The organism is Streptomyces sp. NPDC058796 (assembly GCF_042745235.1).
GTDB lineage: Bacteria > Actinomycetota > Actinomycetes > Streptomycetales > Streptomycetaceae > Streptomyces.
In genome coordinates, this window is the sequence record NZ_JBHYOP010000001.1 from 569,777 (window position 1) to 595,532 (window position 25,756).

General features: G+C 71.3%; 27 protein-coding genes. 12 read left to right on the forward strand and 15 right to left on the reverse strand.

Annotated elements, in window-relative coordinates; genetic code table 11:
• Together ACFW47_RS02610 and ACFW47_RS02615 are read right to left on the reverse strand one after the other, a co-directional pair.
• Entirely contained in the window at nucleotides 1-618 is a 618-nt protein-coding gene (locus ACFW47_RS02610) for a LysE family translocator (RefSeq protein ID WP_386304495.1), read from the reverse strand.
• Between the two features lie 196 nt (nucleotides 619-814).
• Nucleotides 815-2,197, reverse strand: coding sequence for a glycine--tRNA ligase (locus tag ACFW47_RS02615; RefSeq protein WP_386278895.1), 1,383 nt, complete (start codon nucleotides 2,195-2,197; stop codon nucleotides 815-817).
• A gap of 159 nt (nucleotides 2,198-2,356) precedes the next feature.
• Between ACFW47_RS02615 and ACFW47_RS02620 the strand changes: the two genes are divergently transcribed.
• Genes ACFW47_RS02620 through ACFW47_RS02635 form a run of 4 tightly spaced genes read left to right on the forward strand, consistent with a single transcriptional unit; the run spans nucleotide 2,357 to nucleotide 5,537 of the window.
• On the forward strand, nucleotides 2,357-3,355 hold the full coding sequence (locus tag ACFW47_RS02620) for a zinc ABC transporter substrate-binding protein (protein ID WP_386304497.1): 999 nt from the start codon (nucleotides 2,357-2,359) through the stop codon (nucleotides 3,353-3,355).
• Between the two features lie 26 nt (nucleotides 3,356-3,381).
• Entirely contained in the window at nucleotides 3,382-4,152 is a 771-nt protein-coding gene (locus ACFW47_RS02625; RefSeq protein WP_386278891.1) for a metal ABC transporter ATP-binding protein, read from the forward strand.
• On the forward strand, nucleotides 4,152-5,054 hold the full coding sequence (locus ACFW47_RS02630) for a metal ABC transporter permease (protein ID WP_386278889.1): 903 nt from the start codon (nucleotides 4,152-4,154) through the stop codon (nucleotides 5,052-5,054). Before ACFW47_RS02625 ends, ACFW47_RS02630 begins: the two co-directional genes overlap by 1 nt.
• Before the next feature lie 60 nt (nucleotides 5,055-5,114).
• Entirely contained in the window at nucleotides 5,115-5,537 is a 423-nt protein-coding gene (locus ACFW47_RS02635; protein WP_386278887.1) for a Fur family transcriptional regulator, read from the forward strand.
• On the opposite strand, the gene ACFW47_RS02640 is transcribed toward ACFW47_RS02635, so the two are convergent.
• The 5 genes from ACFW47_RS02640 to ACFW47_RS02660 form a co-directional block, all read right to left on the reverse strand.
• On the reverse strand, nucleotides 5,534-6,265 hold the full coding sequence (locus ACFW47_RS02640) for a YoaK family protein (RefSeq protein WP_386278885.1): 732 nt from the start codon (nucleotides 6,263-6,265) through the stop codon (nucleotides 5,534-5,536). The genes ACFW47_RS02635 and ACFW47_RS02640 overlap by 4 nt on opposite strands.
• Before the next feature lie 89 nt (nucleotides 6,266-6,354).
• A complete protein-coding gene (locus tag ACFW47_RS02645) occupies nucleotides 6,355-7,185 on the reverse strand; it encodes an isoprenyl transferase (protein ID WP_386304499.1) in 831 nt (276 codons plus the stop codon).
• Between the two features lie 12 nt (nucleotides 7,186-7,197).
• Complete coding sequence (recO, locus tag ACFW47_RS02650; protein ID WP_361208293.1) at nucleotides 7,198-7,944, reverse strand: DNA repair protein RecO; 747 nt, start codon at nucleotides 7,942-7,944, stop codon at nucleotides 7,198-7,200.
• A 22-nt stretch (nucleotides 7,945-7,966) separates the two neighbouring features.
• The gene (locus ACFW47_RS02655; RefSeq protein WP_386304501.1) at nucleotides 7,967-8,203 is read right to left on the reverse strand and encodes a hypothetical protein; all 237 of its coding nucleotides are present in this window, start codon (nucleotides 8,201-8,203) and stop codon (nucleotides 7,967-7,969) included.
• On the reverse strand, nucleotides 8,200-8,406 hold the full coding sequence (locus ACFW47_RS02660) for a hypothetical protein (RefSeq protein ID WP_386278878.1): 207 nt from the start codon (nucleotides 8,404-8,406) through the stop codon (nucleotides 8,200-8,202). Before ACFW47_RS02660 ends, ACFW47_RS02655 begins: the two co-directional genes overlap by 4 nt.
• Before the next feature lie 115 nt (nucleotides 8,407-8,521).
• Here ACFW47_RS02660 and ACFW47_RS02665 point away from each other — a divergent pair, with 115 nt between their 5' ends.
• The 4 genes from ACFW47_RS02665 (at nucleotide 8,522) to ACFW47_RS02680 (ending at nucleotide 12,374) form a co-directional block, all read left to right on the forward strand.
• Complete coding sequence (locus tag ACFW47_RS02665; RefSeq protein WP_386278876.1) at nucleotides 8,522-9,355, forward strand: helix-turn-helix domain-containing protein; 834 nt, start codon at nucleotides 8,522-8,524, stop codon at nucleotides 9,353-9,355.
• Nucleotides 9,337-9,570: a DUF397 domain-containing protein gene (locus ACFW47_RS02670; RefSeq protein ID WP_386278874.1), complete on the forward strand. Its 234-nt coding sequence runs from the start codon at nucleotides 9,337-9,339 to the stop codon at nucleotides 9,568-9,570. The genes ACFW47_RS02665 and ACFW47_RS02670 overlap by 19 nt, the downstream gene beginning before the upstream one ends.
• 730 nt (nucleotides 9,571-10,300) lie before the next feature.
• Complete coding sequence (locus ACFW47_RS02675) at nucleotides 10,301-10,780, forward strand: cupin domain-containing protein (protein WP_386278872.1); 480 nt, start codon at nucleotides 10,301-10,303, stop codon at nucleotides 10,778-10,780.
• 103 nt (nucleotides 10,781-10,883) lie between these two features.
• Entirely contained in the window at nucleotides 10,884-12,374 is a 1,491-nt protein-coding gene (locus ACFW47_RS02680) for an alpha/beta hydrolase (protein ID WP_386278870.1), read from the forward strand.
• A 58-nt stretch (nucleotides 12,375-12,432) separates the two neighbouring features.
• Here ACFW47_RS02680 and ACFW47_RS02685 read toward each other — a convergent pair whose 3' ends face one another.
• The 6 genes from ACFW47_RS02685 to ACFW47_RS02710 all read right to left on the reverse strand — a co-directional run bounded on the left by ACFW47_RS02685 (nucleotide 12,433) and on the right by ACFW47_RS02710 (nucleotide 19,167).
• Nucleotides 12,433-13,542: a hypothetical protein gene (locus ACFW47_RS02685; protein WP_386278868.1), complete on the reverse strand. Its 1,110-nt coding sequence runs from the start codon at nucleotides 13,540-13,542 to the stop codon at nucleotides 12,433-12,435.
• Nucleotides 13,543-13,633: 91 nt separating this feature from the next.
• Nucleotides 13,634-14,614, reverse strand: coding sequence for an SCO2521 family protein (locus tag ACFW47_RS02690; protein WP_386304502.1), 981 nt, complete (start codon nucleotides 14,612-14,614; stop codon nucleotides 13,634-13,636).
• Nucleotide 14,615: 1 nt separating this feature from the next.
• A complete protein-coding gene (locus tag ACFW47_RS02695) occupies nucleotides 14,616-15,581 on the reverse strand; it encodes an SCO2522 family protein (protein WP_386278864.1) in 966 nt (321 codons plus the stop codon).
• Nucleotides 15,578-16,495, reverse strand: coding sequence for an SCO2523 family variant P-loop protein (locus ACFW47_RS02700; protein ID WP_386304822.1), 918 nt, complete (start codon nucleotides 16,493-16,495; stop codon nucleotides 15,578-15,580). Before ACFW47_RS02700 ends, ACFW47_RS02695 begins: the two co-directional genes overlap by 4 nt.
• A 2-nt stretch (nucleotides 16,496-16,497) precedes the next feature.
• Nucleotides 16,498-18,342 (reverse strand): SCO2524 family protein, encoded by a 1,845-nt coding sequence (locus tag ACFW47_RS02705; RefSeq protein WP_386278862.1) that lies wholly within the window; start codon nucleotides 18,340-18,342, stop codon nucleotides 16,498-16,500.
• 54 nt (nucleotides 18,343-18,396) lie between these two features.
• Nucleotides 18,397-19,167 (reverse strand): SCO2525 family SAM-dependent methyltransferase, encoded by a 771-nt coding sequence (locus ACFW47_RS02710; protein WP_386278860.1) that lies wholly within the window; start codon nucleotides 19,165-19,167, stop codon nucleotides 18,397-18,399.
• A gap of 275 nt (nucleotides 19,168-19,442) precedes the next feature.
• Between ACFW47_RS02710 and ACFW47_RS02715 the strand changes: the two genes are divergently transcribed.
• The gene (locus ACFW47_RS02715; protein WP_386278858.1) at nucleotides 19,443-20,012 is read left to right on the forward strand and encodes a GNAT family N-acetyltransferase; all 570 of its coding nucleotides are present in this window, start codon (nucleotides 19,443-19,445) and stop codon (nucleotides 20,010-20,012) included.
• Here ACFW47_RS02715 and ACFW47_RS02720 read toward each other — a convergent pair.
• Both ACFW47_RS02720 and leuA read right to left on the reverse strand, forming a co-directional pair.
• Nucleotides 20,009-20,704, reverse strand: a complete 696-nt coding sequence (locus ACFW47_RS02720; RefSeq protein ID WP_386278856.1) for a TerB family tellurite resistance protein — start codon at nucleotides 20,702-20,704, stop codon at nucleotides 20,009-20,011. The two genes, ACFW47_RS02715 and ACFW47_RS02720, sit on opposite strands and share 4 nt — an antisense overlap.
• Before the next feature lie 184 nt (nucleotides 20,705-20,888).
• Nucleotides 20,889-22,610, reverse strand: a complete 1,722-nt coding sequence (gene leuA, locus ACFW47_RS02725) for a 2-isopropylmalate synthase (RefSeq protein ID WP_386278854.1) — start codon at nucleotides 22,608-22,610, stop codon at nucleotides 20,889-20,891.
• A 333-nt stretch (nucleotides 22,611-22,943) separates the two neighbouring features.
• Between leuA and ACFW47_RS02730 the strand changes: the two genes are divergently transcribed.
• The 3 genes from ACFW47_RS02730 (at nucleotide 22,944) to ACFW47_RS02740 (ending at nucleotide 25,692) form a co-directional block, all read left to right on the forward strand.
• A complete protein-coding gene (locus ACFW47_RS02730; RefSeq protein ID WP_386304504.1) occupies nucleotides 22,944-24,020 on the forward strand; it encodes a M4 family metallopeptidase in 1,077 nt (358 codons plus the stop codon).
• A gap of 21 nt (nucleotides 24,021-24,041) precedes the next feature.
• Nucleotides 24,042-24,308 (forward strand): protealysin inhibitor emfourin, encoded by a 267-nt coding sequence (locus ACFW47_RS02735; RefSeq protein WP_383279503.1) that lies wholly within the window; start codon nucleotides 24,042-24,044, stop codon nucleotides 24,306-24,308.
• A 67-nt stretch (nucleotides 24,309-24,375) separates the two neighbouring features.
• Nucleotides 24,376-25,692 (forward strand): GH1 family beta-glucosidase, encoded by a 1,317-nt coding sequence (locus ACFW47_RS02740; protein ID WP_386278850.1) that lies wholly within the window; start codon nucleotides 24,376-24,378, stop codon nucleotides 25,690-25,692.
• The last annotated feature ends 64 nt before the right edge of the window (nucleotides 25,693-25,756 follow it).

Below are 25,756 nucleotides of genomic sequence, written 5' to 3' on the forward strand. Positions count from 1 at the left end.
TCACCGCGCTGTGAACGCCAGCTTCGCCCCCAGCGCCACGAACGACCCGGCGAAGCTCCGCCGCAGCCACGCCCTCACCCCCGGCCGGGAGATGACGTGGCTGCGCACGGACGCGGCCAGCACCCCGTACCCGGCGAACACGGCGAACGTCACCAGCATGAACACGCCGCCCAGCAGCAGCATCCGCAGCAGGGCGCCGGCCTCGGCCGGGTCCACGAACTGCGGCAGGAAGGCGAAGAAGAACAAGGTCAGCTTCGGGTTCAGGATGTTGATCAGCACACCGCGCAGGATCACCCGCCCCGCCGGAACGGGCCCGGCCGCCTCCTCGCCCGGCACCACGAGCGCCTCCTTGTCCCGGAGGGTGGCCCACGCCATGTAGAGCAGGTAGGCCACACCGGCGTACTTGAGGACCTGGAACGCGGTGGCACTGGCGTGCAGCACCGCCGCGACGCCGGTGACGGTGGCCAGCAGGTGCGGCACGATCCCGAGCGCGCACCCGAGGGCGGCGACGACGCTCGCCCGGCGCCCACGCGAGAGGGCGGCGGCGAGGGTGTAGACGACCCCGGTGCCGGGGGTCGCGGCGACCACGAGGGCGGTCAGCAGAAACGCGATGCTCATGGCTCACCACCCTGACGACACGACGGCCCCCGGCACAGGACCACTGCGGGTCCCGTATCGAGGGCCAATCACGGGCGGCCGACGACGAGGACCGCTCCCCTCCCCGACCGGGGCGCCCACCCCTCTCGGGTGGTGGGTGGGCGAAGGCCGGGTACCAGGGGGCGGAGCCCCCTGGTACGTCAGCCGAACCGGACGTTCAGCAGCCGACGAGCCTCGAAGCCAGGTACCCCTCGATCTGGTCCAGCGACACCCGCTCCTGCTTCATCGTGTCCCGCTCCCGCACGGTCACCGCGTTGTCGTCCAGCGTGTCGAAGTCCACCGTCACGCAGAACGGCGTGCCGATCTCGTCCTGGCGCCGGTACCGGCGCCCGATCGCCCCGGCGTCGTCGAACTCGATGTTCCAGTTCTGCCGCAGCGCCTGCGCGAGCCCCTTGGCCTTCGGCGACAGCTCCGGGTTGCGGGACAGCGGCAGCACCGCGACCTTCACCGGCGCCAGGCGCGGGTCGAGCCGCAGGACGGTCCGCTTCTCCAGCTTGCCCTTGGCGTTCGGCGCCTCGTCCTCGATGTACGCGTCGAGCAGGAAGGCGAGCATCGCGCGCCCGACACCGGCCGCCGGCTCGATGACGTACGGCGTCCAGCGCTCGCCGGCCTCCTGGTCGAAGTAGGAGAGGTCCTGGCCGGAGGCCTTGGCGTGCGAGGAGAGGTCGTAGTCGGTCCGGTTGGCGACACCCTCCAGCTCGCCCCACTCGCTGCCGCCGAACTGGAAGCGGTACTCGATGTCGGCGGTGCGCTTGGAGTAGTGGGAGAGCTTCTCGGCCGGGTGCTCGTACCAGCGCATGTTCTCCTCACGGAGACCAAGGCCCGTGTACCAGTTCCAGCGCTGCTCCATCCAGTACTCCTGCCACTTCTCGTCCTCGCCCGGCTTGACGAAGAACTCCATCTCCATCTGCTCGAACTCGCGGGTGCGGAAGATGAAGTTGCCGGGCGTGATCTCGTTGCGGAAGGACTTGCCCATCTGGGCGATGCCGAACGGCGGCTTGCGGCGCGAGGTGGTCTGCACCTGGGCGAAGTTGGTGAAGATGCCCTGCGCGGTCTCGGGCCGCAGGTAGGCGACGGAGCCGCTGTCCTGGGTCGGGCCGAGGTGGGTGGAGAGCAGACCGGAGAACTGCTTGGGCTCGGTGAAGGTGCCCTTGTTGCCGCAGTTGGGGCAGTTGAGGTCGGCGAGGCCGTTCTCCGGGGCCTTGCCCTTCTTCTCCTCGTAGGCCTCCTCCAGGTGGTCCGCGCGGAACCGCTTGTGGCAGGAGGTGCACTCGGTCAGCGGGTCCGTGAAGGTGGCGACGTGGCCGGAGGCCACCCAGACCTCGGGGGCCAGGATCACGGACGAGTCGAGACCGACGACGTCCTCGCGCGAGGTGACCATGTAGCGCCACCACTGGCGCTTGAGGTTCTCCTTGAGCTCGACACCCAGCGGACCGTAGTCCCAGGCGGCGCGCTGACCGCCGTAGATCTCACTGCAGGGGAATACGAAGCCACGGCGCTTGCTCAGGCTGACGATGGTGTCGATCTTGTCGGCGGCCACGGTGCTCTCTTCATTACGACGACGGGCGACGAAGCGAGATGCTTCCAGAGAATGCTTCAGGTTACCGGCGTGGGCCGCCCCTCGACCAAATCGGGGGCTCTCCCCGACGTACCGGCCGTTAGTTGACAACGGTTTCCATATTTGTTGAAAATGAATGCCATGAACGTACGACGGCGCAACATATCCGGCATAGCAGTCACCGCGGCCGCCGCGGTCGGCCTCGGGACCCTCTCCGCCTGTTCCAGCGACAGCGCGGCGGCGGGCAACACGGACAAGTTCGACGTCGTCGCGTCGTTCTACCCGATGCAGTTCCTCGCCGAGCAGATCGGCGGGGACCACGTGAACGTCAGCACCCTCACCGAGCCCGGCCAGGAGCCGCACGACCTGGAGCTGAGCGCCAGGCAGACCGCCCAGATGGGCGAGGCGGACGCGGTGCTCTACCTGAAGTCCCTCCAGCCCGCCGTGGACGAGGCCGTCGCCCAGTCCGACGTGAAGACCAAGATCGACGCGGCCACGCTGACGAAGCTCGAGGACCACGGGAACGTCGAGCACGACCACGGCCACGACCACGGGCACGAGGGCGAGGAGCACGCGGCCGAGGAGCACTCCGAAGAGGCGCACTCCGAGGAGGAGCACGCCCGCGACCCCCACATCTGGCTGGACCCGGTGAAGTACGCCGAGGTCGCCGAGGGCGTCGCCAAGGCCTTCGAGAAGGCCGACCCGGACAACGCCGCCGACTACCGCAAGAACGCGGAGACGCTGACCAAGAAGCTGGCCGGCCTGAACACCTCGTTCAAGGACGGACTGGCCAACACCGACACCAAGGTCTTCTTCACCAACCACGCCGCCTTCGGCTACCTCGCCGAGCGCTACGGCCTGACCCAGGAGGCCATCAACGGCCTCGACCCGGAGAGCGAGCCCAGCCCCGCCCGGATCAAGGAACTCCAGGACGAGGCCAAGGCCGACGGCGTCACCACCGTCTTCTACGAGACACTGGTGTCCGGCAAGACCGCGAAGACCCTCGCCAAGGACGCCGGCCTGAAGACCGACGTGCTCGACCCGCTGGAGGGCATCACCGACAAGTCGAAGGGCGACGACTACTTCGAGGTCATGCAGTCCAACCTCAAGGCGCTCGAGGCCGCCCTCGGCGCCAAGTGAGCGTTTCGATCGTTACGGAGGGCATCGTGAGCGACGAGCCTGTCATCTCCCTGCGCGGCGTCCGCGCCGAGCTGGGCTCACGCCCCGTCCTGCGCGGCATCGACCTCACCGTGGGCCGCGGCGAGGTCGTGGCACTGCTCGGCGCCAACGGCTCGGGCAAGTCCACGGCCGTGCGCACGGTCATCGGCCAGGTGCCGGTCACGGCCGGCGAGGTCGAGCTGTTCGGCACCCCGCGGCGCCGCTTCCGCGACTGGGCGCGGGTGGGCTACGTCCCGCAGCGCACCACGGCCGCGGGCGGCGTACCCGCCACGGTGACCGAGGTGGTCTCCTCCGGCCGCCTCTCCCGCGCCCGCTTCGGCGTGCTGCGCAAGGCCGACCGCGAGGCCGTACGCCGCGCCCTCGGCCTGGTCGGCATGGCGGACCGCGCCAGGGACTCGGTGAACGCCCTCTCCGGCGGCCAGCACCAGCGGGTGCTGATCGCCCGCGCGCTCGCCGCGGAACCCGAGCTGCTGATCATGGACGAGCCGATGGCGGGAGTCGACCTGGCCAGCCAGGAGGTCCTGGCCGACACCCTGCGCGACCAGGTCGCCGCCGGCACCACCGTCCTCCTCGTCCTGCACGAGCTGGGTCCCCTGGAGCCCCTGATCGACCGGGCGGTCGTCCTCCGCGACGGCTGCGTCGTGCACGACGGCCCGCCCCCCAAGGCGGTGGGCCAGCACGCCCTGCCCGGACACGACCACGTACACCCGCACGCACCGGCGGGCGCCGAACCGATCCGCACGGGACTGCTGAGCTGATGGAAATCCTGAACTACGCCTTCATGCAGCGGGCGCTGCTGGCGGCCGTCCTGGTCGGCATCACCGCCCCCGCCGTCGGCATCTACCTGGTCCAGCGCCGCCAGGCCCTCATGGGCGACGGCATCGGCCACGTGGCGATGACCGGTGTCGGCCTGGGCTTCCTGCTCACCTGGTCCCCGGTGTGGATGGCGACCCTGGTCTCCGTCCTCGGCGCGGTCCTCATGGAGCTGATCCGCTGGTACGGCAAGACCCGCGGCGACATCGCCCTCGCCATGCTCTTCTACGGCGGCATGGCCGGCGGCGTGATGTTCATCAACCTCGCGCCGACGGGCTCCAACGCCAACCTCACCTCGTACCTCTTCGGCTCCCTGTCGACGGTGAGCGAGTCCGACGTGACCGCGATCTGCCTGCTGGCCGCCTTCGTGGTCCTGGTCACCCTCGGCCTGCGCCGCCAGTTGTTCGCGGTCAGCCAGGACGAGGAGTTCGCCCGGGTCACCGGTCTGCCGGTGCGCGCGCTGAACCTGCTCACCGCCGTCACCGCCGCCGTGACCGTGACGGTCGCGATGCGCGTCGTCGGACTGCTGCTGGTGTCGGCGCTGATGGTGGTCCCGGTGGCCGCCGCCCAGCAGCTCACCCGCTCCTTCGCCGCCACCTTCGCGGTCTCCGTCGCCGTCGGCGTCACCGTGACGATCAGCGGCACGGTCACGTCGTACTACCAGGACGTGCCGCCCGGCGCGACGATCGTGCTGCTCACCATCGGCGCGTTCGTCCTGCTGACCGCGCTGGCCGCGCCGCTGGCGAGGCGACGCGCGCGGGCCGCCACCGCGGCACAGCCCGCCGCGGATCCGGCGGAGTGCAAGATTCCGGGCACTCGGGGGGCCGGGGACGAGATCGGCGTCTGACTGCCGGCGGGCCGGGCTGGCACAATGGCCCGGCAAGCCGCAGACGTGAGGAGGAATCCGGTGACGACCGCTGGACCGCCCGTGAAGGGCCGTGCCACCCGGCAGCGGGCCGCCGTGTCGGCGGCGCTGCAGGAGGTCGAGGAGTTCCGCAGTGCGCAGGAGCTCCACGACATGCTCAAGCACAAGGGCGACTCGGTCGGGCTCACCACGGTCTACCGCACCCTGCAGTCCCTCGCCGACGCCGGCGAGGTCGACGTCCTGCGCACCGCCGAGGGCGAGTCCGTCTACCGCCGCTGCTCCACCGACGACCATCACCACCATCTGGTCTGCCGCACCTGCGGCAAGGCGGTCGAGGTCGAGGGGCCCGCGGTGGAGAAGTGGGCGGAGGCCATCGCCGCCGAGCACGGCTACGTCAACGTGGCGCACACGGTGGAGATCTTCGGCACCTGCGCGGAGTGCGCGGCCGGAGAGCGGAAGGCCTAGGGGGAGCCCGGCACCTTCCGCGGTGCCGCGAGGCTCCCCGCCGCGAGCAGCAGCACCACCGCGGCGATCACGAGCAGCGCCCGCCCGGTGCCCAGCGGCACCAGCAGCAGGGTGCCCAGCACGCCGCCCGCGAAGATCCCGGCCACGGTGGCCGTCCACCGGGCCCGAGCGAGCCGCTGCGGCCCGGACATGCCGCGCAGCACCGTTCGCGGCCGCCGCAGCACGTCGTTGACCAGCTGCGCGATCGCGGTCTGGCTCAGCAGCGTCGGCATTCCCGGCACGTGCACGCGCAGCGCGGTGGAGGCGCGCAGCCCCATGGCGAGCGCGACCGTCCCGACGACCACGAGGTCCGCCCCGCCGACCGCCGCGGGCCCGGTGCCGTGCCGCCCGAGGGCCACCGCACCTGCCAGGACCAGCAGCAGCCCCTCACCGGCCAGCCCGGCCGCGAACCAGGCCCGCCCGCGCCCCGCGAGCCACGCCAGCAGCACGGCTCCCAGCGCGGCACCCAGCACGAACGCGCCGATGGCCGTGGCGGGCCGCGCCACCGGCACGTCCCCCTCCCCCGCGAGCGCGAACGACAGGAAGAGCACGTTGCCGGTGGCGAGCGCGCAGAAGACCTTGCCCATGGTCAGGAAGCTCACGGCGTCCACGGCGCCCGCGAGCACCGTGAGCACGGTCATGACCGCCGTACGCCGGACGTCGGGCGGGGCGGCGGAGGGCTCGGGCATGGCGCCAGCATGAGCAGCACGCCCGGACGGCCACCGCACCCCGCGCGTGACACGCCCCCGAAGCACCCGGCCGCCGCACCGGACGGGCCCTAGGCCTGCTTGCCCTCCATGGCGAGCAGCTCCTCGTTCGGGATGGCTCCGCCGAACCGCCGGTCCCTGGAGGCGAACTCCAGGCAGGCCCGCCACAGGTCGCGCCGGTCGAAGTCGGGCCACAGCACGTCCTGGAAGACCATCTCGGCGTACGCGCTCTGCCAGAGCAGGTAGTTCGACGTCCGCTGCTCGCCGCTCGGCCGCAGGAACAGGTCCACGTCCGGCATGTCCGGGTAGTACAGGTACTTCGCGAGCGTCTTCTCGTTCACCTTCGACGGGTCGAGCCGCCCCGCCCGCACGTCCTCCGCCAGCGCCTGCGCCGCGTCGGCGATCTCGGCCCGCCCGCCGTAGTTCATGCAGAAGTACAGCGTGAGCCGGTCGTTGTCCTTGGTCTGCTCCTGCGCGACCTGCAGCTCCTTGGCCACCGACTTCCACAGCTTGGGCATCCGCCCCACCCAGCGCACACGGATGCCCAGCTCGTCGAGCTGGTCCCGGGTCTTGCGGATGAAGTCGCGGTTGAAGTTCATCAGGAAGCGCACCTCGTCGGGCGACCGCTTCCAGTTCTCGGTGGAGAAGGCGTACAGGGAGATGTTCCTCACGCCCATCTCGATGCCGCCCTGGAGGACGTCCAGCACCCGCTCGGCGCCGACCTTGTGCCCCTCGGTGCGCGGCAGCCCGCGCTCCTTGGCCCAGCGCCCGTTGCCGTCCATGACGATCGCCACGTGCTCGGGGACCAGCTCGCCGAGTTTCGGAGGCCGCGCGCCGGACGGGTGCGGCTCCGGCGTCCTGTACTCCCGGCGCTGCCGCCCCAGGATCCCGCGTACCGCCATCTCAGTTCTCTCCTACTTCTCGACGTACCGCAGGGAGCGCAGTCCCCGCTCCAGGTGCCAGTGCAGGTAGGCGGAGACCAGTCCGCTCCCCTCCCGGACGTACCGCGGCTCGGCCGCGTCCGCCGTGCCCCAGTCTCCCGCAAGCAGCGCGCCGAGCAGTTCCAGGGCTTGCGGCGAGGGTACGACGCTGCCGGGCACCCGGCAGTCGGCGCAGACGGAACCGCCCGATCCGACCGAGAAGAACCGGTTCGGACCGGGCAGACCGCACTTCGCGCAGTCCCCGAAGGTCGGCGCGTAACCGTTCACGGCCAGCGAGCGCAGCAGGAACGCGTCGAGCACCAGGTTCGGCGCGTGCTCGCCCCGGGCGAGGGTCCGCAGCCCGCCGACCAGCAGCAGGTACTGCTGCACCGCCGGCTCGCCCTCGTGGTCGGTGAACCGCTCAGCCGTCTCCAGCATGGCCGTCCCGGCGGTGTAGCGCGCGTAGTCGGTCACGATCCCGCCGCCGTACGGCGCGATGGTCTCGCTCTGCGTGCACAGCGGCAGCCCGCGCCCGACCAGCTCGCTGCCCTTCGAGAAGAACTGCACGTCCACGTGCGAGAACGGCTCCAGCCGCGCCCCGAACTTCGACTTCGTCCGCCGCACCCCGCGCGCCACGGCGCGTACGCGGCCGTGACCGCGCGTGAGCAACGTGATGATCCGGTCCGCCTCACCCAGCTTCTGGGTGCGCAGCACGATGCCGTCGTCGCGGAACAGACTCATGCGGACCATTCTCGCGCATGCGTCAGGGCACCTCGCCCCTGCTTCTGGCGTTCGTGTACGCCGTCGCCGCGCTGAGGCGCTCCGCCGGGGTGGCGTGGCGTACGTCACCCGGCTGGGCGTCCCACTCCCGCCCGCCGCCGTACGGTCGCATCTGCACGTACGGTCCCTCGTGGCCCATGACTAGGCCGACGCGTCCGGTGCGGGTGTCGATGGCGTAGGCCCCGACGGGCGGGTACGGGTGCGGATGCGGGTGGGTCATCGCAGCACCGCCGCGAGGCGCTGCGCGGTCTCGACGGAACACCGCCCCAATTCGACGAGCGGGCACGGTGCCTCCCGCGCAAGACTCACCGGGTCGAGCCCGAGGGAGGGAAGAGTAATTCCGGCCTCCGCGAGCGCCGCGCGCAATTCTTTCACCGTGTCCTCCGCTTCTTCGACGCAGGGCGCCGAGTGTGGTGCCTTCACCGTGTTCCCCTTGCCTTTACGGTTTCACTCTTCGTGTCCCCAGAATGCCCTGCCGTGACTACACTCGGTCGGAGTCTGCGCACTACAAGTGCGGGTCAGTGCCAGGGGGTTGGTTATGGCCAATGGTTCACGGCAAGCGGCGTGGGAGTTCTTCGGAACGGAACTGAAACGCCGGCGCGAGGACGCGGGAATCACGCAAGTGGAGCTTGGCGCGCGGGTTTTCGTGTCCGGGGGATACATCGGCCAGTTCGAACAGGCAATTCGCAAGCCTCAGCTGGATGTTGCGCAGCGGATTGACGAGGCGCTGCAAACCGACGGTATTTTCGAGCGGCTGTGCCAGAAGCTGATTGATGATCCGAGGTATGCGGACTACTTCGCGCAAGTGGTGGAGCTGGAGCGACTGGCCACACGGATTGGCGAGTTCGCGCCGACGGTCGTTCCCGGCCTGCTCCAGACCAGGGACTACGCACGCGCGGTCACGATCGCCGCGAACCCGTTCAAGCCGGACTCCTACGTCGACGAGATCGTCGCCGCCCGCCTGGAGCGGTCGCTGATCCTCGACGACGCTACACGGCCCGAGTATTGGGTGACGTTGCACGAGAACGTGCTGCGGATTCCGGTGGGCGGCCCGCAGTCGATGGCGGCGCAACTGGAGCACGTGGCACGACTGATGCGGGAGCGGGCGGCGATGGTGACGGTGCTGCCGTACGAGGCGGGGGCGCATGCGGCGATGGGCGGGATGCTGAAGCTCATGAGCTTCGAAGACGCGCCTCCGGTCGCCTATACAGAGACGGAGTATTCGGGGACTCTCATCGATGCTCCAGCCGTGGTGGTGCACACCCAGCGCACATACGATCTGCTCAGGGTCGCCGCGCTGTCGCCGGAGGCGTCCCTGGCTCTGATCGACTCGGCGGCGGAGGACTTCAGACGATGCGCGAGTACGACCTGAGCAACGCCCGCTGGACGAAGAGCAGCTACAGCAACGGCCAAGGCGGCGACTGTGTAGAGGTCGCCGACGGAGTCCCCGGCGTCGTGCCGGTCCGGGACAGCAAGGCGGCTGCCGGGCCGGTGGTCGTCGTGGGGTCGGCGGCCTGGACGGAGTTCGTACGCACCGTCGGGGCCGCCCGCTTCCTTGCCAGTGTCGTGCCTCCGCGACCCGAGTAAAGGGCGCTGCGCGTCGCCTTCGGCGATCGGCCTGCGGCCGACCCTTGACTCGGCTCGCTCCACCACGGGTCAGAAGCGATCGAGCGGCCCGGAAACACGGGTGGCCGAGCCGGGTTCACGATCAACCGCCCCCTGCGTACCCACCCGGCGACGGCGGAACGCACCTAGCGCCTCGCCAGCACGCCACCTCGGCTCAGCGGCTCACCCCCGGTGGGCAGTACCGGTCACATGCGCCGTCCCAGCGGCCAACCCGAGCGGGCACCACAGAACCCCCCCCGGACCACCCTCCAAAAACGGATGACACTTCGACCCAAAGTGTCATCCATTTCCTAGACCACCCCCAGCCCCCACCCGCCGTCACCCACCACCCATCACCCACTACTCCCCACCACCCACCCAGCGGTCGCCGCTAAACCCACGCGGCGTGCTGGCGAGACGCGGACGCGCCCCGCACGCCGGGCGCGTACGCAGCCGGCGGAAGGGACCGACGTACGCCGGCCACCCGCCTTTCTCCGGCCGCCCGCACGCTTCTCACCTGTGCTGGAGCGAGCCGAGTCAAGGGTGACCCGAAGGGGCATCGCCGAAGGCGACGCGACCGCAGGGAGCGCCCTTTACTCGGCTCGCGGAAGCACGACACTGACCAAGAAGCGGGCGGCCCCACGGCCACCCAACAACACCCTTGTGCGGAAGACTTGCCCCTCAGACCCGCAACGAGCAAAGGGGGCAACCCATGTCGTACCCGGAGCCGCGCTACCTCGGCGAGAAGGGCGAGATCAACGCCGTGTTCAGGGCGGCCGACACCCCGCCCGACATCGTGGCCCCCAACGGCACTACCACCCACTACCTCGCGAGCCACACCTCCACCGGCGGTGAGTTCGGGCTGTACAAGGTGGACATGGGCCCCAAGGCGCCCGGCGCCAGGACGCACTTCCACCGGAGCATCTCCGAGTCCTTCTACGTCCTCTCCGGCGAGGTGGAGCTCTACAACGGCGAGCGCTGGGTCACCGGACGGCAGGGAGACTTCCTGTACGTCCCGGTCGGCGGACTGCACGCCTTCAAGAACGACAGCGACGACCCCGTGTCCATGCTGATGCTCTTCTCTCCGGGCGCCCCGCGCGAGGAGTACTTCGAGCGCGTCGCCGAGTTCGCGCAGCGGGGCGGCGAGGAACTGCGGGAGTTCCAGGTGAAGCACGACAGCTTCTTCGTCTGACGGGTCAGGGTGGACCCCGACTCGGAGGACTGGGGTAATCCCCCCTGCCGTTCCGGGAGTTGTCCGGATGGGGAGGGCGCCGGACATCCGCGAGGCTCGTCGCATGACGCAACGCACGCGACTCCTCCGCAACGCCGCCGTCGCCGGCGTGTCCACCGCCCTCCTCGGCATCACCGCGCCCGCCGCCACCGCCACGACCGCAGCCCCGGCCGAGCCCCTCGCCTGGACGGACTGCGAGGGCGCCACCGTCGACCCCCGTCAGCAGTGCGCCACCCTCCAGGTCCCCATGGACTACGCCGATCCGGACGGCCCACGGATCGACATCGCCGTGTCCCGGATCCCCGCCGAGGATCCGGAGGCCCGGCGCGGGGCTCTGCTGCTCATCGCCGGCGGACCGGGCGGCTCCAGCCTCAACGATCCGTCGGGCAAGGGGCAGAAGCTGCCGCAGCAGGTCCGCGACACCCATGACCTCATCGGATTCGCGCCGCGCGGACTCGCCCCCTCCACCCCCGTCACCTGCGGGCTGGAGCACGGCGACCTCGCCACCTCCAAACTCCGTCCCTGGCCCGCCCCGGACGGCTCGGTGGACGGGAACATGGCCACCGCCCGCCGCATGGCCGACGCCTGCGCACGCAACGGCGGCGAGCTGATCAAGCACCTCAGCACCGCCAACGAGGCCCGCGACGTCGACCGCGTCCGGGCGGCGCTCGGCGAGCGGAAGATCTCCGCGTGGGGAGTGTCGTACGGGACGTACGTCGGCGCGGTCTACGCGCAGCTCTTCCCGCACCGCACCGACCGCATCGTGCTGGACAGCGTCGACAACCCCGACCCGAGCCGCGTCGCCCGCGCCTGGCTGGCCGGGCACGAGCAGGGCGTGGAGGACACCTTCCCGCACTTCGCCGCATGGGCCTCGCGACCCGGCAATCCGGACCGCCTGGCACGCCGAGCCGCCGATGTCCGGCCGATGTTCCTGCGGCTCGCCGAGCAGCTCGACCGTGAGCCGATCCCGTGGCCCGGCGCCAATCCGGAGGAGCTGAACGGCAACGTGCTGCGCCAGGCGTTGCTGGACGGCCTCTACCGGCCCAGCCGCTATCCGGCGCTCGCCGAGCTGGTACGGGCCGCGCGGCAGGGCACCGTGCCGCCCGCGCCGGCGGCGCCGCCCGAGGAGGTGCTGCAGAACGTCGCCGCCGTGGGTGCCGGGACACTGTGCAACGACGTGGCGTGGCCCAAGTCCCAGGCCGTGTACGAGAAGGGCGTCGCCGAGAGCCGCGCCAAGTACCCGCTCACCGCCGGCATGCCCCGCAACGCGATGCTCTGCGCCGCCTGGCCGTACCCGCCGCGTGAGGCACCGGTGCGGATCGCCGACGCGGGGCCGTCCAACATCCTGCTCGTGCAGAACGAGCGGGACGCCGCCACCCCGCTCGCCGGCGCGCGGAAGATGCGGGAGGCGCTCGGGCGCCGGGCGGTCATGGTCACCGTGGACTCCACGGGTCACGACGCCTACCTCGCCAACGGCAACGCCTGCGGCGACCGCGTCGTCTCCCGCTTCCTGGCGACCGGGGACCGGCCGGACTCGGACCTCTACTGCCGCTGACCGGTGCCGGGTGTCACTCGGGTGCCCGGTTTCCCTGTGATGCGAACCGGGCGGCCGGTCAGGCCCGGTCGACCATCCAGTTGCCGTCCTCCTCGGCGTCGACCCGTACCTCCAGCTCGCGCAGGCCCATGCCCGCGTCCCACAGTTCCCGGAAGCGTTTGAGCCGGTCCCGTACGTACTCCTGGCGGGCGGTGAGCCGGGTGCGGACGTTGACGTCGCGCAGGTCCTGCTCGATCTCGAAGGACACCTCCTCGTCGTAGAGGATGAAGTCGTTGGTGGTGCCGCGCTGGAGGTGCGGGGGCAGTTCGGGCAGGACGGCGGCGCGTACGTCGATGCGGCGCAGTTCCTGCTCCTCGCACAGGCGCAGCAGCCGGTCGTCGAGTTCCCGGGCGCTCTCCAGGAGGAACAGGCGGCGTACGGTCACGCCCTGCTCGTCGATCGCGGCCTGCTGGGCGTCGAGGTAGCGGCCGGCCGGTTCGCTGTTCCAGAACAACCGGTCGACGGAGGTGCTGGTGGCGCAGATCGAGTGCTCGGCGGCGCGGGTGAGAGTGAGCATCCAGTCGTGGTTCTCGCCGGGGCACTCGGCGCTGAGGTTGGTGAGGTCCGCCATGTGGCCGACGACCCGCGCCATCTCCAGGTGGACGAAGGTGTGCAGGATGGACGGTTCGGGCATCAGGACGTCGGCGAAGCCCTTGGCCAGGTCGGGCACGCTGTCGATGCGGACCGGGTCCAGGGGGCGGGATTCCGCGGGCGCCGGTCCGTGGTCGACCTGGGTGACGTGGGTCTCGACGAGTTGCTTCACGTCCTCGGTGTGCCGGGTCAGGCCGGTCTTCAGTTCGTCGTCGTAGCGGGTCAGGCCCTCCCGTACGGCGGCGGTGTTCTCGGCGAGGGCGCTCTCCACCCGTCGGGTGTGTTCCTCCAGCCGCGCGTGTCCGGGGCGCGGGGCCAGGCCGGTGACGTACTGGACGAGCAGTGCCGCGCCCGCGCAGAGCGCGGCGGCCGCGAACTGCCGCAGGGTGCCGTCGTCCGGGCTCAGCAGGGCCGTGACGCTCCAGACGAGACCGCCGACGACCAGGGCGGTCAGCAGCATGCGCGCCCAGGGGGACTCCCCCCTCAGACCGGGCGGCCGGTTCGTGTCGTCGGGTCGGGGTGACTGTGCCGTGCTCATCTCGCTTCTCCCCCCGTTGGGATACGCGTCGGATCGGGGTGGACCGGGTGGCCCGGGTGCGGGGATGTGCGTGGGAGGCGCCGGCGGCCGGTCAGGGGACCGCTTCCACCTCCCGATGGGGTGCGGGAATGGCGTGCAGGGTGAGCTGGTCGCGGATGCGCTGCACCAGCGTGCGCCACTGCCGGGTGAAGCCGGGGCGTTCCTCCAGCGGGTCCCACAGCGGGGCCAGTTCGGGGGTCACCCGGGCGCGGGGCATCCACAGGTGCAGCAGGTGGTCGACGGCCGGGCCCAGGCTGCGGACCACGGCGGCGGTGTCGCGGGCGGTGCCGCTGCCCAGGCGGACGCCGTCGAGCATGCGGACGACGGTGGTGAGCAGCCAGTCGTGCAGGGCGAGGTCCTCGCAGAGTGCGGCGAGGTCGGCGGCGGAGGTGTCCTGGGGGACGCGGAGGCGCACGGTGCGCAGTTCGTCCTCGGCGAGGGTGAAGTGTTCGAGGGCGGGGCCCTCGCCGGGGTGCGCGGGCAGGGCGGCCCAGCGCAGGCGGGTGGGGCGGGAGCGGAAGGGCGGGCTCTGGTCGAGCAGGGGGTGGCGCAACAGGCGGGTGAGCAGCCCGTCGGCGATCAGGCCGGCGTCGAGGTCGCCGTGGCGCGGCCCGTCGAGGACACCCTGCGCGACCGCCTCGTGGGGGAGCTTGCCGAGCGGTTCGACGACTGACGGGCGCACCAGGTACTCGCCCCAGGGGCGCCGCTGGTCGGGGCCGGTGCCGGGCAGTTGGAGGCGGGCGGAGGCCTGCAGGACGCGGCCCTCGGTGAGCGCGGCGCGGGCGGCGACGGTGCCGACGGCGCGGACGCGGGCGCCGTTGGCGCTGGGCAGCGGGCAGTCGACGCCGGTGAGGGTGTCGGGGGAACGCGCGTAGAGGCCGGGGCGTTCGGAGGTCAGGACGCGTTCGTCGGCGCGCAGGGCCAGGAGCTGGGCGGCGGCCCGGACGTCGAGGGCCTGCCGGGCGGGCAGCAGGCAGGTGCGGATCTCGCCGCAGGCGAGTACGGCGCGCGGGGTGCTCTGCCGCGGCGCCATGTCAGTGCCCCGGGTAGAAGACGTAGGAGACCCGGTCGGCGACCGAGTCGGGGACGGGCGTGCGTTCGCGGCCGGATCGTTCGGCGACCTGCTCCAGCGCCCCGGGGTCGACCTCGATCTGGTCGAGGATCACGCGGACGGCGTGCTCGACGGGGAGGAAGCGGGTGGGCAGGACGGAGCAGGTGCGGTAGGCGGCGAAGGGGTCGGCGCGGTCGTGGAGCTTCAGCAGGGTGGGCAGCTCGTCCCACGTGTCGGGGAAACCGGTGGTGGTGCGCGGCTGGGGAACGAGGACGGGCTCGCCGTCGTTGCGCAGCAGACCGAGGCGGGCGAGTTGCCAGACGGCGGCGAGGAAGGGGCAGGACCAGGTGCGGTGCCCTTCGGCGTCGTCGCTCCACAGTTCGACGTCGAGGAAGACGGAGTGGCGGCGGGCGGCGGTCTCGTGCGGCGGCTGCCAGGGGACGGCCCGTTTCATGGCCTGCGGGGCGCGGGCGACGGGGCTGCGCTCGCCGTTGGCCAGCCAGCCGGTCTGCGCGGCGGGCGGGCGCAGGCCGTGGCTGCCGGGCGGCGGCGACTCGACGATGCGGCCGGCGACGGCCTCGGCGACGGGCACCTTCCCGGTGACGGCGCACCCGGACTCGCGGGCCAGGTAGTCGACGCTCAGCCCGGCCCGCTCGGCCTCGGCGAGGAGCATGGGGACGACTTCGGCGGGGGTGGAGAAACGGGTGAAGTAGTCGTCGATGAGGAAGCAGGTGCTGATCCGGGCGCGTTTGCCGCCGGTGCGGGCGGTGGCGGCGGCGCGGGCCGCCTCCGCCCACGGGCGTACCTCGGCGAAGTGGCGGCGCAGGCGCTCCGGTCCGGCCTCGAAGTCCTCCATGTAGAGGTGGCCCAGCTCCAGGGAGAGGTGGGCCAGCGGCACCGACCGGTTGCGCGGCTCGGCGGCCGTCTCGCGGAAGACTGCGTCCGTCACGGCCGCCCCCAGTGCGCGTCGTCCGTCAGGCGCCGGGCGATCTCCTCCAGCGCCTCCAGGGTCTCCTTGTTGGCGATCTGGGTGGCGAGGACGTCCTCCTCGGTGATCAGCTGCTCGCGCCACTGGAGTATGGGTTCCAGGGGCACGATGCCGAGGACCACGCTGTCGCCGATGCGCTGTTCGGCGGCGAGCCGGCGCAGCGCCTCGTCGCAGGCCTGCATCCAGGCGGCCTGAGCGGGCGAGCCCTGGGACCACAGCGGCGACTCGGGGTCGGGTACGGCCGCCCGCACGAAGCGGATCGCGGCCTGCAGGGCCGCCTTGTCGTGGCCGCGTTCGACGCCGCCGCCGACGATGCCGTGCGGGGCGTGGACCAGGCCGGAGGCCGCGATGACGTGCTGCCGGGTCCAGCGGTGGAAGACGAGCCAGCGGAAGGGGACGTTGCGCATCCGGGGGTGGGCGGTGGCCGCGAGCACCATGTCGACGGCGTAGCTGCGGCCGGCGCTGAGGTCGACGACGGTGACGTCGAACTCGCCGTTGAGCCGCAGCAGCAGGTCGATGCACCGCTGAAGCGACTCCTCGCCGATGGCGAACTCGCCGCCGCCCGCGTCGCCGGGCAGCAGGACCAGGCGGCCGGACTGGTTGGGGCGGGCGCGCAGCAGGGGGTGCTCGGTCTGCCGCCAGACGTCGATCCGGGCCGGTTCGGCGACCTCGCCCTCCAGGTAGGAGTGCAGGCCGTGTTCCTCGGTGCCGCGCATCGCGCCGGGCACGTCGAAGACGGCGGCGGCGGTGGGCGAGCCGAAGTCGAAGTCGACGTAGGCCACGTCGTCGCCGGTGAGGGCGCGCTGGTAGGCCAGGTTGGCGCTGGTCACCGAGCGTCCGGTGCCTCCTTTGTCGGAGGCCGCGAAGACGAGCACGCTCACACCTCCTGTGCGGCGGCGCCCCGGGCCTGGGCCAGGGTGTCGAGTTCCTGGAGGACGGGCAGGGCGAGGGCGAAGGCGGTGGCGGGCCGGTCGTCGACGAGACCGCGGGCGCGGTCGAGGCGGTTCTCGATGCTGCGCATGGCCCGGGCTCTGCTGCCGTCGGCGGCGGCGGAGGCCTCCAGCTGCTCCTTGCCGAACAGGTGGGTGGCCTCACTGAGCAGTTCGCGGGCCAGCTCTGCGAGTTCGGGGCTGCGGATGGGCTGCTGTTCGTAGAGGTTGCGGGCGGCCACGAGGCATTCGGTGACGCGCTCGGTCATGCTCCACGACATGCGCAGCTCGGCGTGGTGCGCCTCGGGGTAGACGGCCTGGACGTCGTCCCAGAGCCCGGCGCCGTCCTCGTCGTCGATCCGCCGGGCCCACAGGTGCTCGAAGGCCTGCTCGGCGAGGCGCAGCAGCCGGTCCTGGGCGCCGATGTTCCGGGAGAGTTCGGCGAGCTGGATGATCCGCTTGAGGAGCTGGGCGGAGAAGTCCCGCATCCGCCACATCAGTTGTCCGCCGCTGCGCTCGGACCCGGCGAGCGGCATGGTGACGCCGGGGTTGTGCAGGGTGATGGTGGGGTCGTTCCTGGTCATCCGGCTGGTGACCCGGCCCCGGTCGGCGAGGCGTTCCATGACGGCGACGGTGCGGGTGAGGTCGTCGTCGGTGGCCTTCCGGCGGATCAGGTCGTGGACGAGGATGGCGGCGACGGTGAGGGAGAAGTACTCGGACTCCAGTCGCAGACCGGTGGTCTGCCAGGGCAGGTCCTCCAGGGGCCAGCGTTCGGTGCCGAAGCGGGCGATCGCGGACCAGTACTGCTGGCTGAGTTCCCAGCGCAGTCGGAGCATCTCCGCGAGCTTCTGCTGGTCCTCGTCGAGCAGTCCGAGGGTGAGGGTGCGGTCGGAGAACAGGTCCTGGATGCCGTCGAGGGCGACGACGGTGAAGTACACGTAGGGCAGCCGGTCGGCGATCCCGGCGGGCTGGCCGGGGACCGGTGCGGACAGGTGGGTGATCTCGGGGGCGTCCTGCACGACGCCCCAGGCCCAGCCGCACTCGAAGAGCTGGCTCTCGTCGCGGATGCCCTCGTCGACCTCGATGCCGCGCGAGAGGCTCTCGATGATGGTGGCGCGCAGGGGACGTAACCTGCGGGAGAACTGCTGGAGGACGGCCCGGTCGGACTGTCTGCCCTGGCCGACGACCTGGATGAGTCTCCTGCCCTGCTCGGACTCGGCGTCGAAGACGTTGACGGTGAAGGAGCGCAGCAGGCTGACCATGGCGGCGGTCAGCCGGGCGTTGGTGGCCTCGCGCAGCTCGGCGATCGACCGGTGCACCTCGGGGCGGGCGGTGGTGGTCTCGTAGACCTTGAGGAAACCGAGGGTGGCGAGGCAGAGCGTGACGGACATGGAGTAGGAGTCGACCACGCCCAGCTGGGCCTGTTCGTGCGTGATCCGGCCGTCGGGTTCGGCGGGGCGGAAGTAGTGCCCGCCGGAGAAGGTGGGGCTGTCGTCCGTGCCGGTGTGGGTGCGCATGAACTGGGTCAGCGCGGTGATCAGGTTGGGCGGGATCTCCAGGCGGCTGCCGACCCGGTCGAGGGCGCGCAGCACGTCACGTTCGGTGGTGTCCGGCTGGTCGAGCCGGAAGGCGGGGACCTCGGTGGCCGGGTAGAGCAGGCACAGCAGGCGTTCGGCGTCCGCGACGCTGCTCAGCCCGTCGGTGTCCCCCCAGACGAGCTTCCCGTCCTCGAACGAATGACGGGCCATGGCCTGCCAGATGTCCAGCAGATGCTGGCGTGGCTTGATCTGCATCCCCGCACCCCTCGTACAGATCCGCTTGCCCTGTGTTCAGCATGGTCCCCGTTCCTACGGGGCGGCAACCACCGCGTTGCGCCGCCCCAGGGCGAGGATCATTCCCTCGTGTCCCGGCCGCACCATGTGGTGCAGATCGTGGATCTCCAGCTCTTCCGTGAACGGCTCCAGGCTCTCCCTGACCTGGTCCTCGTTCACCCGGTAGGCCGGGTAGTCGTGGTCTCCCACGCGGTAGCCGACCGATTCCTTCATGAAGGCGGTGGCGAACGGCGCGCCGTCGCTCAGCGCGTTCATGAAGCAGCGCACGCCCCGGTGGAACTCGTCGGCGCACTCGGACATCGAGTCGGCGACGAAGAACATCGTGCCGAGGTCCCAGCGGCGGCTGCCGTCCTCCAGGTCGAAGAGGTTGCCGCGTTCCACCCGGACGATCTCGGCGAACCGGCTCCTGGGCTCGGTCGCGGCGTAGGCCGGGGCCTCGCGCAGCTCGTTCCAGAACGCGTCCCACGCCGTGTCGTAGCCGCCGGAGGAGCACTGCCGCTCCAGGTACTCGACGTTGGGGAGCGCGTACTCCAGCAGCAGCACCTTCTCGCACCAGGGGAGCATGGCGAGCGCGGGGTAGAGGTTGGCGCCGGCACCGACGTCGATGCCCCGGACGGCGCCGGGGGCGGCCGCGGATCCGCTTCCGGTCTCCGTGAGACAGCGGCTGAACCAGTCGCGCATCAGCCGGACGATGAGCAGGTCGACCTCGAGCGGCGTCCGGTAATTGTTGTCGACGTACACCTCTGGATCGAACTTCGACCACGGTGCGTCGGCGTTGCGATCCATAGTCACCCTGCCGCATTTCTTCCGATTCCGGACAAGCCCCAGTGCCGTGCAAGGTAAGCCACCAGGACATGCCGAAAAGCCTGAAACACGCCAGCCCTCTCCGCCGGGCGCACGTCGGGCGCATCGTCGCACACCCTAACTCGCCCTTGCACGGGGGAAGTTGGACGCTCACTGTAGCCAGAAGGAGTCTCCGGCCGCCATACGAAGGCGCGCACTCCAACGATTGAACAGCGCATCCGTCGAGTTGACCTCGCGCGTCCCGACTGGGGGGTTGCATGACCGCCGAACCGCTGGAACGTTCCCTCGACCACCACGACCGGCTCACGGACCCCAGTCCTCACCGTCCGGACGACCCGCCCCTGGTCCTGCGCACGGCCGACGAGGCAGACCTGCCGGAGCTGCGGCGGCTGGACGAGGAGGTCTTCCAGGAGTTCGCCTATCCCGGTTTCCTGCTGCGCCAGCTCTTCGACATGTACGAGGAGCACTTCCTGGTGCTGGACGACGGCACGGGCCGGCTGCGCGGTTACGTGCTGGCGGGCACCCGGGCGCTGGGCGCGGACAGCTGGATACTCGGGCTGTGCGTGACGCGGGACCGCCGGCGCCACGGGCTGGGCCGGGAGCTGATGAGGGAGGTGCTGGACCGGCTGCGCCGGGACGGCATACGGGTGGTGCGGCTGACCGTGGAGCCCGCCAACCTCGCGGCCATCTTCCTCTACCGGGGCCTCGGTTTCCGCCCGGAGGAGCCCGACGGCGGCCTGCGCCCGGACTACTTCGGGCCGGGGGCGCACCGCCAGATCATGCGGCTCGACCTCGACCCCGGTCCGCCGGAGCGGGTTCTCGCCTAGGAGGGCGTGCCCGCCGACTCCAGCAGGCGGGTCACGTCGTCGGAGCAGATGGTCAGGGCCGCGCCGACCGTCGCCAGGGCGTCGCGTTCGGCGGGGGTGTAGGGGCCGTCGGCGAGCGCGATGCGGGCGCCCTGGAGCAGGATCGACTCGCGGCCGACGGCGGCGAGGTGCGGGGCAAGCGGGTCCAGGGCCTCGTGCAGCTCTATGGCCAGACCGGGCACGCAGGGCTCGCCGCGGACCCGGCCGGTGTCCGCCTCCAGCGCCTCCACCAGCGCGTTCAGCTGGTCCTCGTCGCAATCCTCGAAGCCGGCCGCGCGCACCGCGACGGCGGCCGTCTCCAGCGAGGTGCGGGAGCAGGTGCCGCCCGCGGCGAGGACGGCGAGTGCGACGGTGTGCACGGCGTCGCGGAGCATGGCGGAGAAGCGGGTGGTGGTGGGGTGGTCGAGGACGTCGGTGCCGTAGTGACCGCGGCAGGCGGCGCACTCGACGGTCGGCGCGGACTCGCCGCGCGGCAGCACGGGGACGCCCAGGAGGGTGAAGCGGCGGCGGCCGGCCAGACGCTGGTAGTTGCGGTCGCCCCCGCAGCCGGGGCAGAAGAACTCGCCGTCGCCGACGGGCGTCCACGCGGTGCGGGTGCCCAGGATGCGTGGCAGCCGGGCAGCTCGGCCGTTTCGTCCCCGTCCAGGCAGCACGTCGCACCTCCGTAACCGCGCGACAGCATCGTCGCGCTGGCGTGATGTTAGCCACATCACCGTCGTGGAGTCAGTACCCGGGAAGAGACCTTTCCGTGACCTGCGCGGGGAGATGGCCGGTATACGACGGGGCCCCGCCCGCCGTTTTCCGGCGAGCGGGGCCTCGAACCACCGATTCGGCTGGTCAGCGGGTAGCGCGGTTGACGGCGGAGACGACCGCCTTCAGCGAGGCGCGCGTGGTGTTCGCGTCGATTCCGATGCCCCACAGCACCTTGTCGCCGATGGCGCACTCGATGTAGGAGGCGGCCTGCGCGGAGGCACCCTCGCTCATCGTGTGCTCCTGGTAGTCCAGCAGCCGTACGTCGATGCCGACGCCCTGCAGCGCGTGGAAGAACGCCGAGATCGGGCCGTTGCCGGTGCCGACCAGGGTGGTCTCCGCGCCGTCGACCGTGGCCTCGACGGTGAGGGTGTCGACGCCGTCGCGGTCGGTCGTGGTCTGGCCGTTGGCGACCTGGATGCGGCCCCAGGGGTTGTCGGGGTTGGGCAGGTACTCGTCCTGGAAGACGTCCCAGATGGCGGTGGGCGTGATCTCGCCGCCCTCGGCGTCCGTCTTGGCCTGGATGATCTTGGAGAACTCGATCTGCATCCGGCGGGGCAGGTCCAGCTTGTGGTCGTTCTTCAGGACGTAGGCGATGCCGCCCTTGCCGGACTGCGAGTTGACGCGGATGACCGCCTCGTAGGAGCGGCCGACGTCCTTCGGGTCGATCGGCAGGTAAGGGACGGCCCACTCGATGTCGTCGACGGTGACGCCCTTGGCCTTCGCGTCGGCCTCCATGGCGTCGAAGCCCTTCTTGATGGCGTCCTGGTGGGAGCCGGAGAAGGACGTGTAGACCAGGTCGCCCACGTACGGGTGGCGTGGGTGGACCTCCATCTGGTTGCAGTACTCCCACGTGCGGCGGATCTCGTCGATGTCGGAGAAGTCGATCTGCGGGTCGACGCCCTGGGAGAACAGGTTCATGCCCAGGGTGACCAGGTCGACGTTGCCGGTGCGCTCGCCCTGCCCGAACAGGCAGCCCTCGACGCGGTCGGCGCCGGCCATGACCGCCAGTTCGGCCGCCGCGACCGCCGTACCGCGGTCGTTGTGCGGGTGGACGGACAGGCAGACGTACTCGCGGCGGGACAGGTTGCGGCCCATCCACTCGAAGCGGTCGGCGTGCGTGGACGGCGTGGAACGCTCCACCGTGGCGGGCAGGTTGAGGATGATCTCGCGGCCGGGGCCGGGCTGGTAGGTGTCCATCACCGCTTCGCAGACCTCCAGGGCGAAGTCCAGCTCGGTGTCGGTGAAGATCTCGGGGCTGTACTGGTAGCCGAACTCCGTCTCCGGGCCCAGCAGCTTCTCGGCGTACTCCATGACCAGGCGGGTGCCGTCGACCGCGATCTGCTTGATGTCGTCGCGCGAGCCGCGGAAGACGACCCGGCGGAAGACCGGGGCGGTCGCGTTGTACAGGTGGACGGTGGCCCTCTTGGCGCCCTTCAGGGACTCCACCGTGCGCTCGATCAGGTCCTCGCGGGCCTGGGTCAGTACGGAGATGGTGACGTCGTCGGGGATGGCCCCCGGCTCCTCGATGACGGAGCGTACGAAGTCGTAGTCGGTCTGGCCGGAGGCGGGGAAGCCGACCTCGATCTCCTTGTAGCCCATCTTGACCAGCAGGTCGAACATCGCGCGCTTGCGGGCGGGCGACATGGGGTCGATCAGCGCCTGGTTGCCGTCGCGCAGGTCGGTGGAGAGCCAGCGGGGGGCGGTGGTGATCCGCTGGTCCGGCCAGGTGCGGTCGGCGATGTCGACCTGCTCGTAGCCTCGGTACTTGCCGGTCGGCATGGGGCTGGGCTGCTGACGGTTGGCCATGATGGCGTGGGCTCCTCGTGATGTCCGCGGTGTCCGCGTGTCCTGAAGGACGGCCGACGCGCACCACTCAGCACCGCGGGGAGGGAGTCGGCCTCTTACAGGCCCTCGCCGCGGCAGCTAAGGAGAAGCAGCCCGAAACGCATGGTGCCCAGCACCTTAGCCGAGTCACGCCGGTCACGCGGGTGCGTATCAGTATGCGGGACCGCGGGGACAACCGGGGCAAAAAGTGCCGTATACCACTCGCCGCCGGTCACGGGGCGTCCTGGTGCCGGATTTCACCAATCGCGGTTGCCAATGGTGACAGGGGAGTCACGCAGTGCAAGGGTGCCGGACATGACGACATACGGGGGCTTCGAGCCCGTCTTCTGCACCATCGTGCCGCCCCACGTCCTCGACAAGCTCGCCCAGCACGAGGACCCCGTGCTCGCCGGACCCGCCCGCCGGACCCTCCAGCGCGACGCCTTCGAGCGCACCCACCGCTCGCTGACCACGGTCATCGGCGCCCCCACCGTCGCCCCGCGCCCCGGCGCCGGTGCCGAGGCCGGGCAGCCGCAGCGCACGGTCTTCGACGCCCGGCACGGCACCGACCTGCCGGGCAGGAAGGTGCGCGGCGAGGGCGAGGAGCCCGGCAAGGACGCCACCGTGAACCGCGCCTACGCGGGCCTGGGCGCCACCTTCGAGCACTTCCTGAAGGTGTACGGACGCGACTCCATCGACGGCGCCGGACTGCCGCTGGACGCGACCGTGCACTACGACCGCGAGTACAACAACGCCTTCTGGAACGGCGAGCAGATGGTCTTCGGCGACGGGGACGGGGAGATCTTCCTCGACTTCACCATCCCCCTCGACGTCATCGGCCACGAGCTGACCCACGGCGTCACCCAGCACACCGCCAACCTGACCTACTACGGCCAGCCGGGCGCCCTCAACGAGTCGGTGTCCGACGTCTTCGGCGCCCTCATCAAGCAGTACTCCCTCGGGCAGACCGCCGCCGAGGCCGACTGGCTGATCGGCGCCGGGCTGCTCGCGCCGAGCGTGACGGGCGAGGCGCTGCGCTCCATGAAGGCGCCGGGCACGGCCTACGACGACGACGTACTGGGCAAGGACCCGCAGCCCGCGACGATGGACGACTTCGTGCGCACCGGCCGCGACAACGGCGGCGTGCACATCAACTCCGGCATCCCCAACCACGCCTTCTACCTCGTCGCCACCGCGCTCGGCGGGCACGCCTGGGAGCGGGCGGGACTGGTCTGGTACGACGTGCTGACCGGCGGCGAGCTGGCCCAGGACGCGCTGTTCGCGGACTTCGCGACGCTGACGGTGAAGGCGGCCCGGGAGCGGTACGGGGACGCGGCGGAGCTGGAGGCGGTGCGCAAGGCCTGGGAGCAGGTCGGGGTGCGGACGCTGTAGTTCCGTACTAGACACGGGTCCATGCGGATTCAGGTGAGGCGCACAGGAGGCTTCGCGGGCATCGAACGCCACGCGGAGGTCGAGACGGCGGGCCGCCCCGACGCGGCGGAGTGGCACGCCCTGGCCGAACGGGCGGTCGCCGACGGGCGGACCACACGGCCCGTCGGGGTGCCCGACGGCTTCAGCTACCAGATCACCGTGGACGGCGCGACGGTGTACGCCGCCGATCCCCGGCTGACCGAGGAGCAGCGGCGGCTGATCTCGCGGGTGCTGAAGGAGGGGGCTTAGGGGGACGGGACGCCGGTGCGGTGCACGGGCGTTGACTTCCCTCACCGGCGGTACGGATGATCCGCGCATGGCGACTGAGTCGGGCACGGACGCGATGCCGCGGTTCCCGGAGGGGTTCCTGTGGGGCGTGTCGACGTCCGCGCACCAGATCGAGGGCGCGGCCGGCCTGCGGGGGCCGTCCGTGTGGGACGCCTTCACGGCCGTACCCGGGCACGTGAAGGACGGCTCGACGGCGGCGGTGGCCTGCGACCACTACCACCGCTACCGCGAGGACGTCGCGCTCCTGGCGGACCTGGGCGTCGGCGCGTACCGCTTCTCGGTCTCCTGGCCGCGGGCGGACTCCCCCGGCGGCCTCGGCTTCTACGACCGCCTCGTGGACGAGCTGTGCGCGGCGGGCGTCCGCCCCGTGCCGACGCTCTTCCACTGGGACCTGCCGGCCGGGCTGGACTGGCGGGAGCGGGACACGGCGTCGCGGTTCGCCGAGTACGCGGCACGGGTCGCCGGCCGGCTCGGTGACCGCGTCGGCAAGTGGATCACCCTCAACGAGCCCGCCGAGCACACCCTGCTCGGCCACGCGCTCGGTGTGCACGCGCCGGGCGAGCGGCTGCTGTTCGGCGCCCTGCCCGTGGCCCACCACCAGCTCCTCGCGCACGGACTGGCGGTACGGGCCCTGCGCGCGTGCGGCGCCACCGACGTCGGGATCGCCAACTCGCACGGGCCCACGTGGCCCGCCTCCGGCGGGGCGGCCGACCGGGAGGCGGCGGAGTTCTACGACGTCCTGCTGAACCGGATGTTCGCCGACCCGGTGCTGACCGGCCGGTACCCGGAGGGCATCGGGGAGCTGATGCCGGGGGACGTGCGGGCGGACCTGGAGGTCATCGCCGAGCCGCTGGACTGGTACGGCGTGAACTACTACGCGCCGACGCGGGTGGCCGCCCCGCGGGGTGCCGAGATCGAGTTCGGGGGTGTGACGCTCCCCGCGGAGCTGCCCTTCTCGGTCGTCGCGGTCGAGGGCCGGCCGCTGACGGACTTCGGCTGGCCGGTCGTACCCGAGGGCCTGACGGAGCTGCTGACCGGCTTCCGCGACCGCTACGGCGACCGGCTCCCGCCGGTTGTGATCACCGAGAACGGCTGCTCCTACGAGGGCCTGGACGACCGGGACCGCGTCGCCTACCTCGACGGGCACGTGCGCGCCCTGCACCGGGCGCTGGAGGCCGGGGTGGACGTGCGCGGCTACTTCGTGTGGTCGCTGCTGGACAACTTCGAGTGGGCCGAGGGATACGCGCGCCGGTTCGGCCTGGTCCACGTGGACTTCACGACCCTGGAGCGCACGCCCAAGGCCTCCTACCGCTGGTACCGGGACCTGGTCCGCGGCCGGCGGTGAACGCCAGTCCGATAAAAGTCCTCGGTGCTGTCGGCGGGGAGTCGTACGCTGGAGACAGCAGACA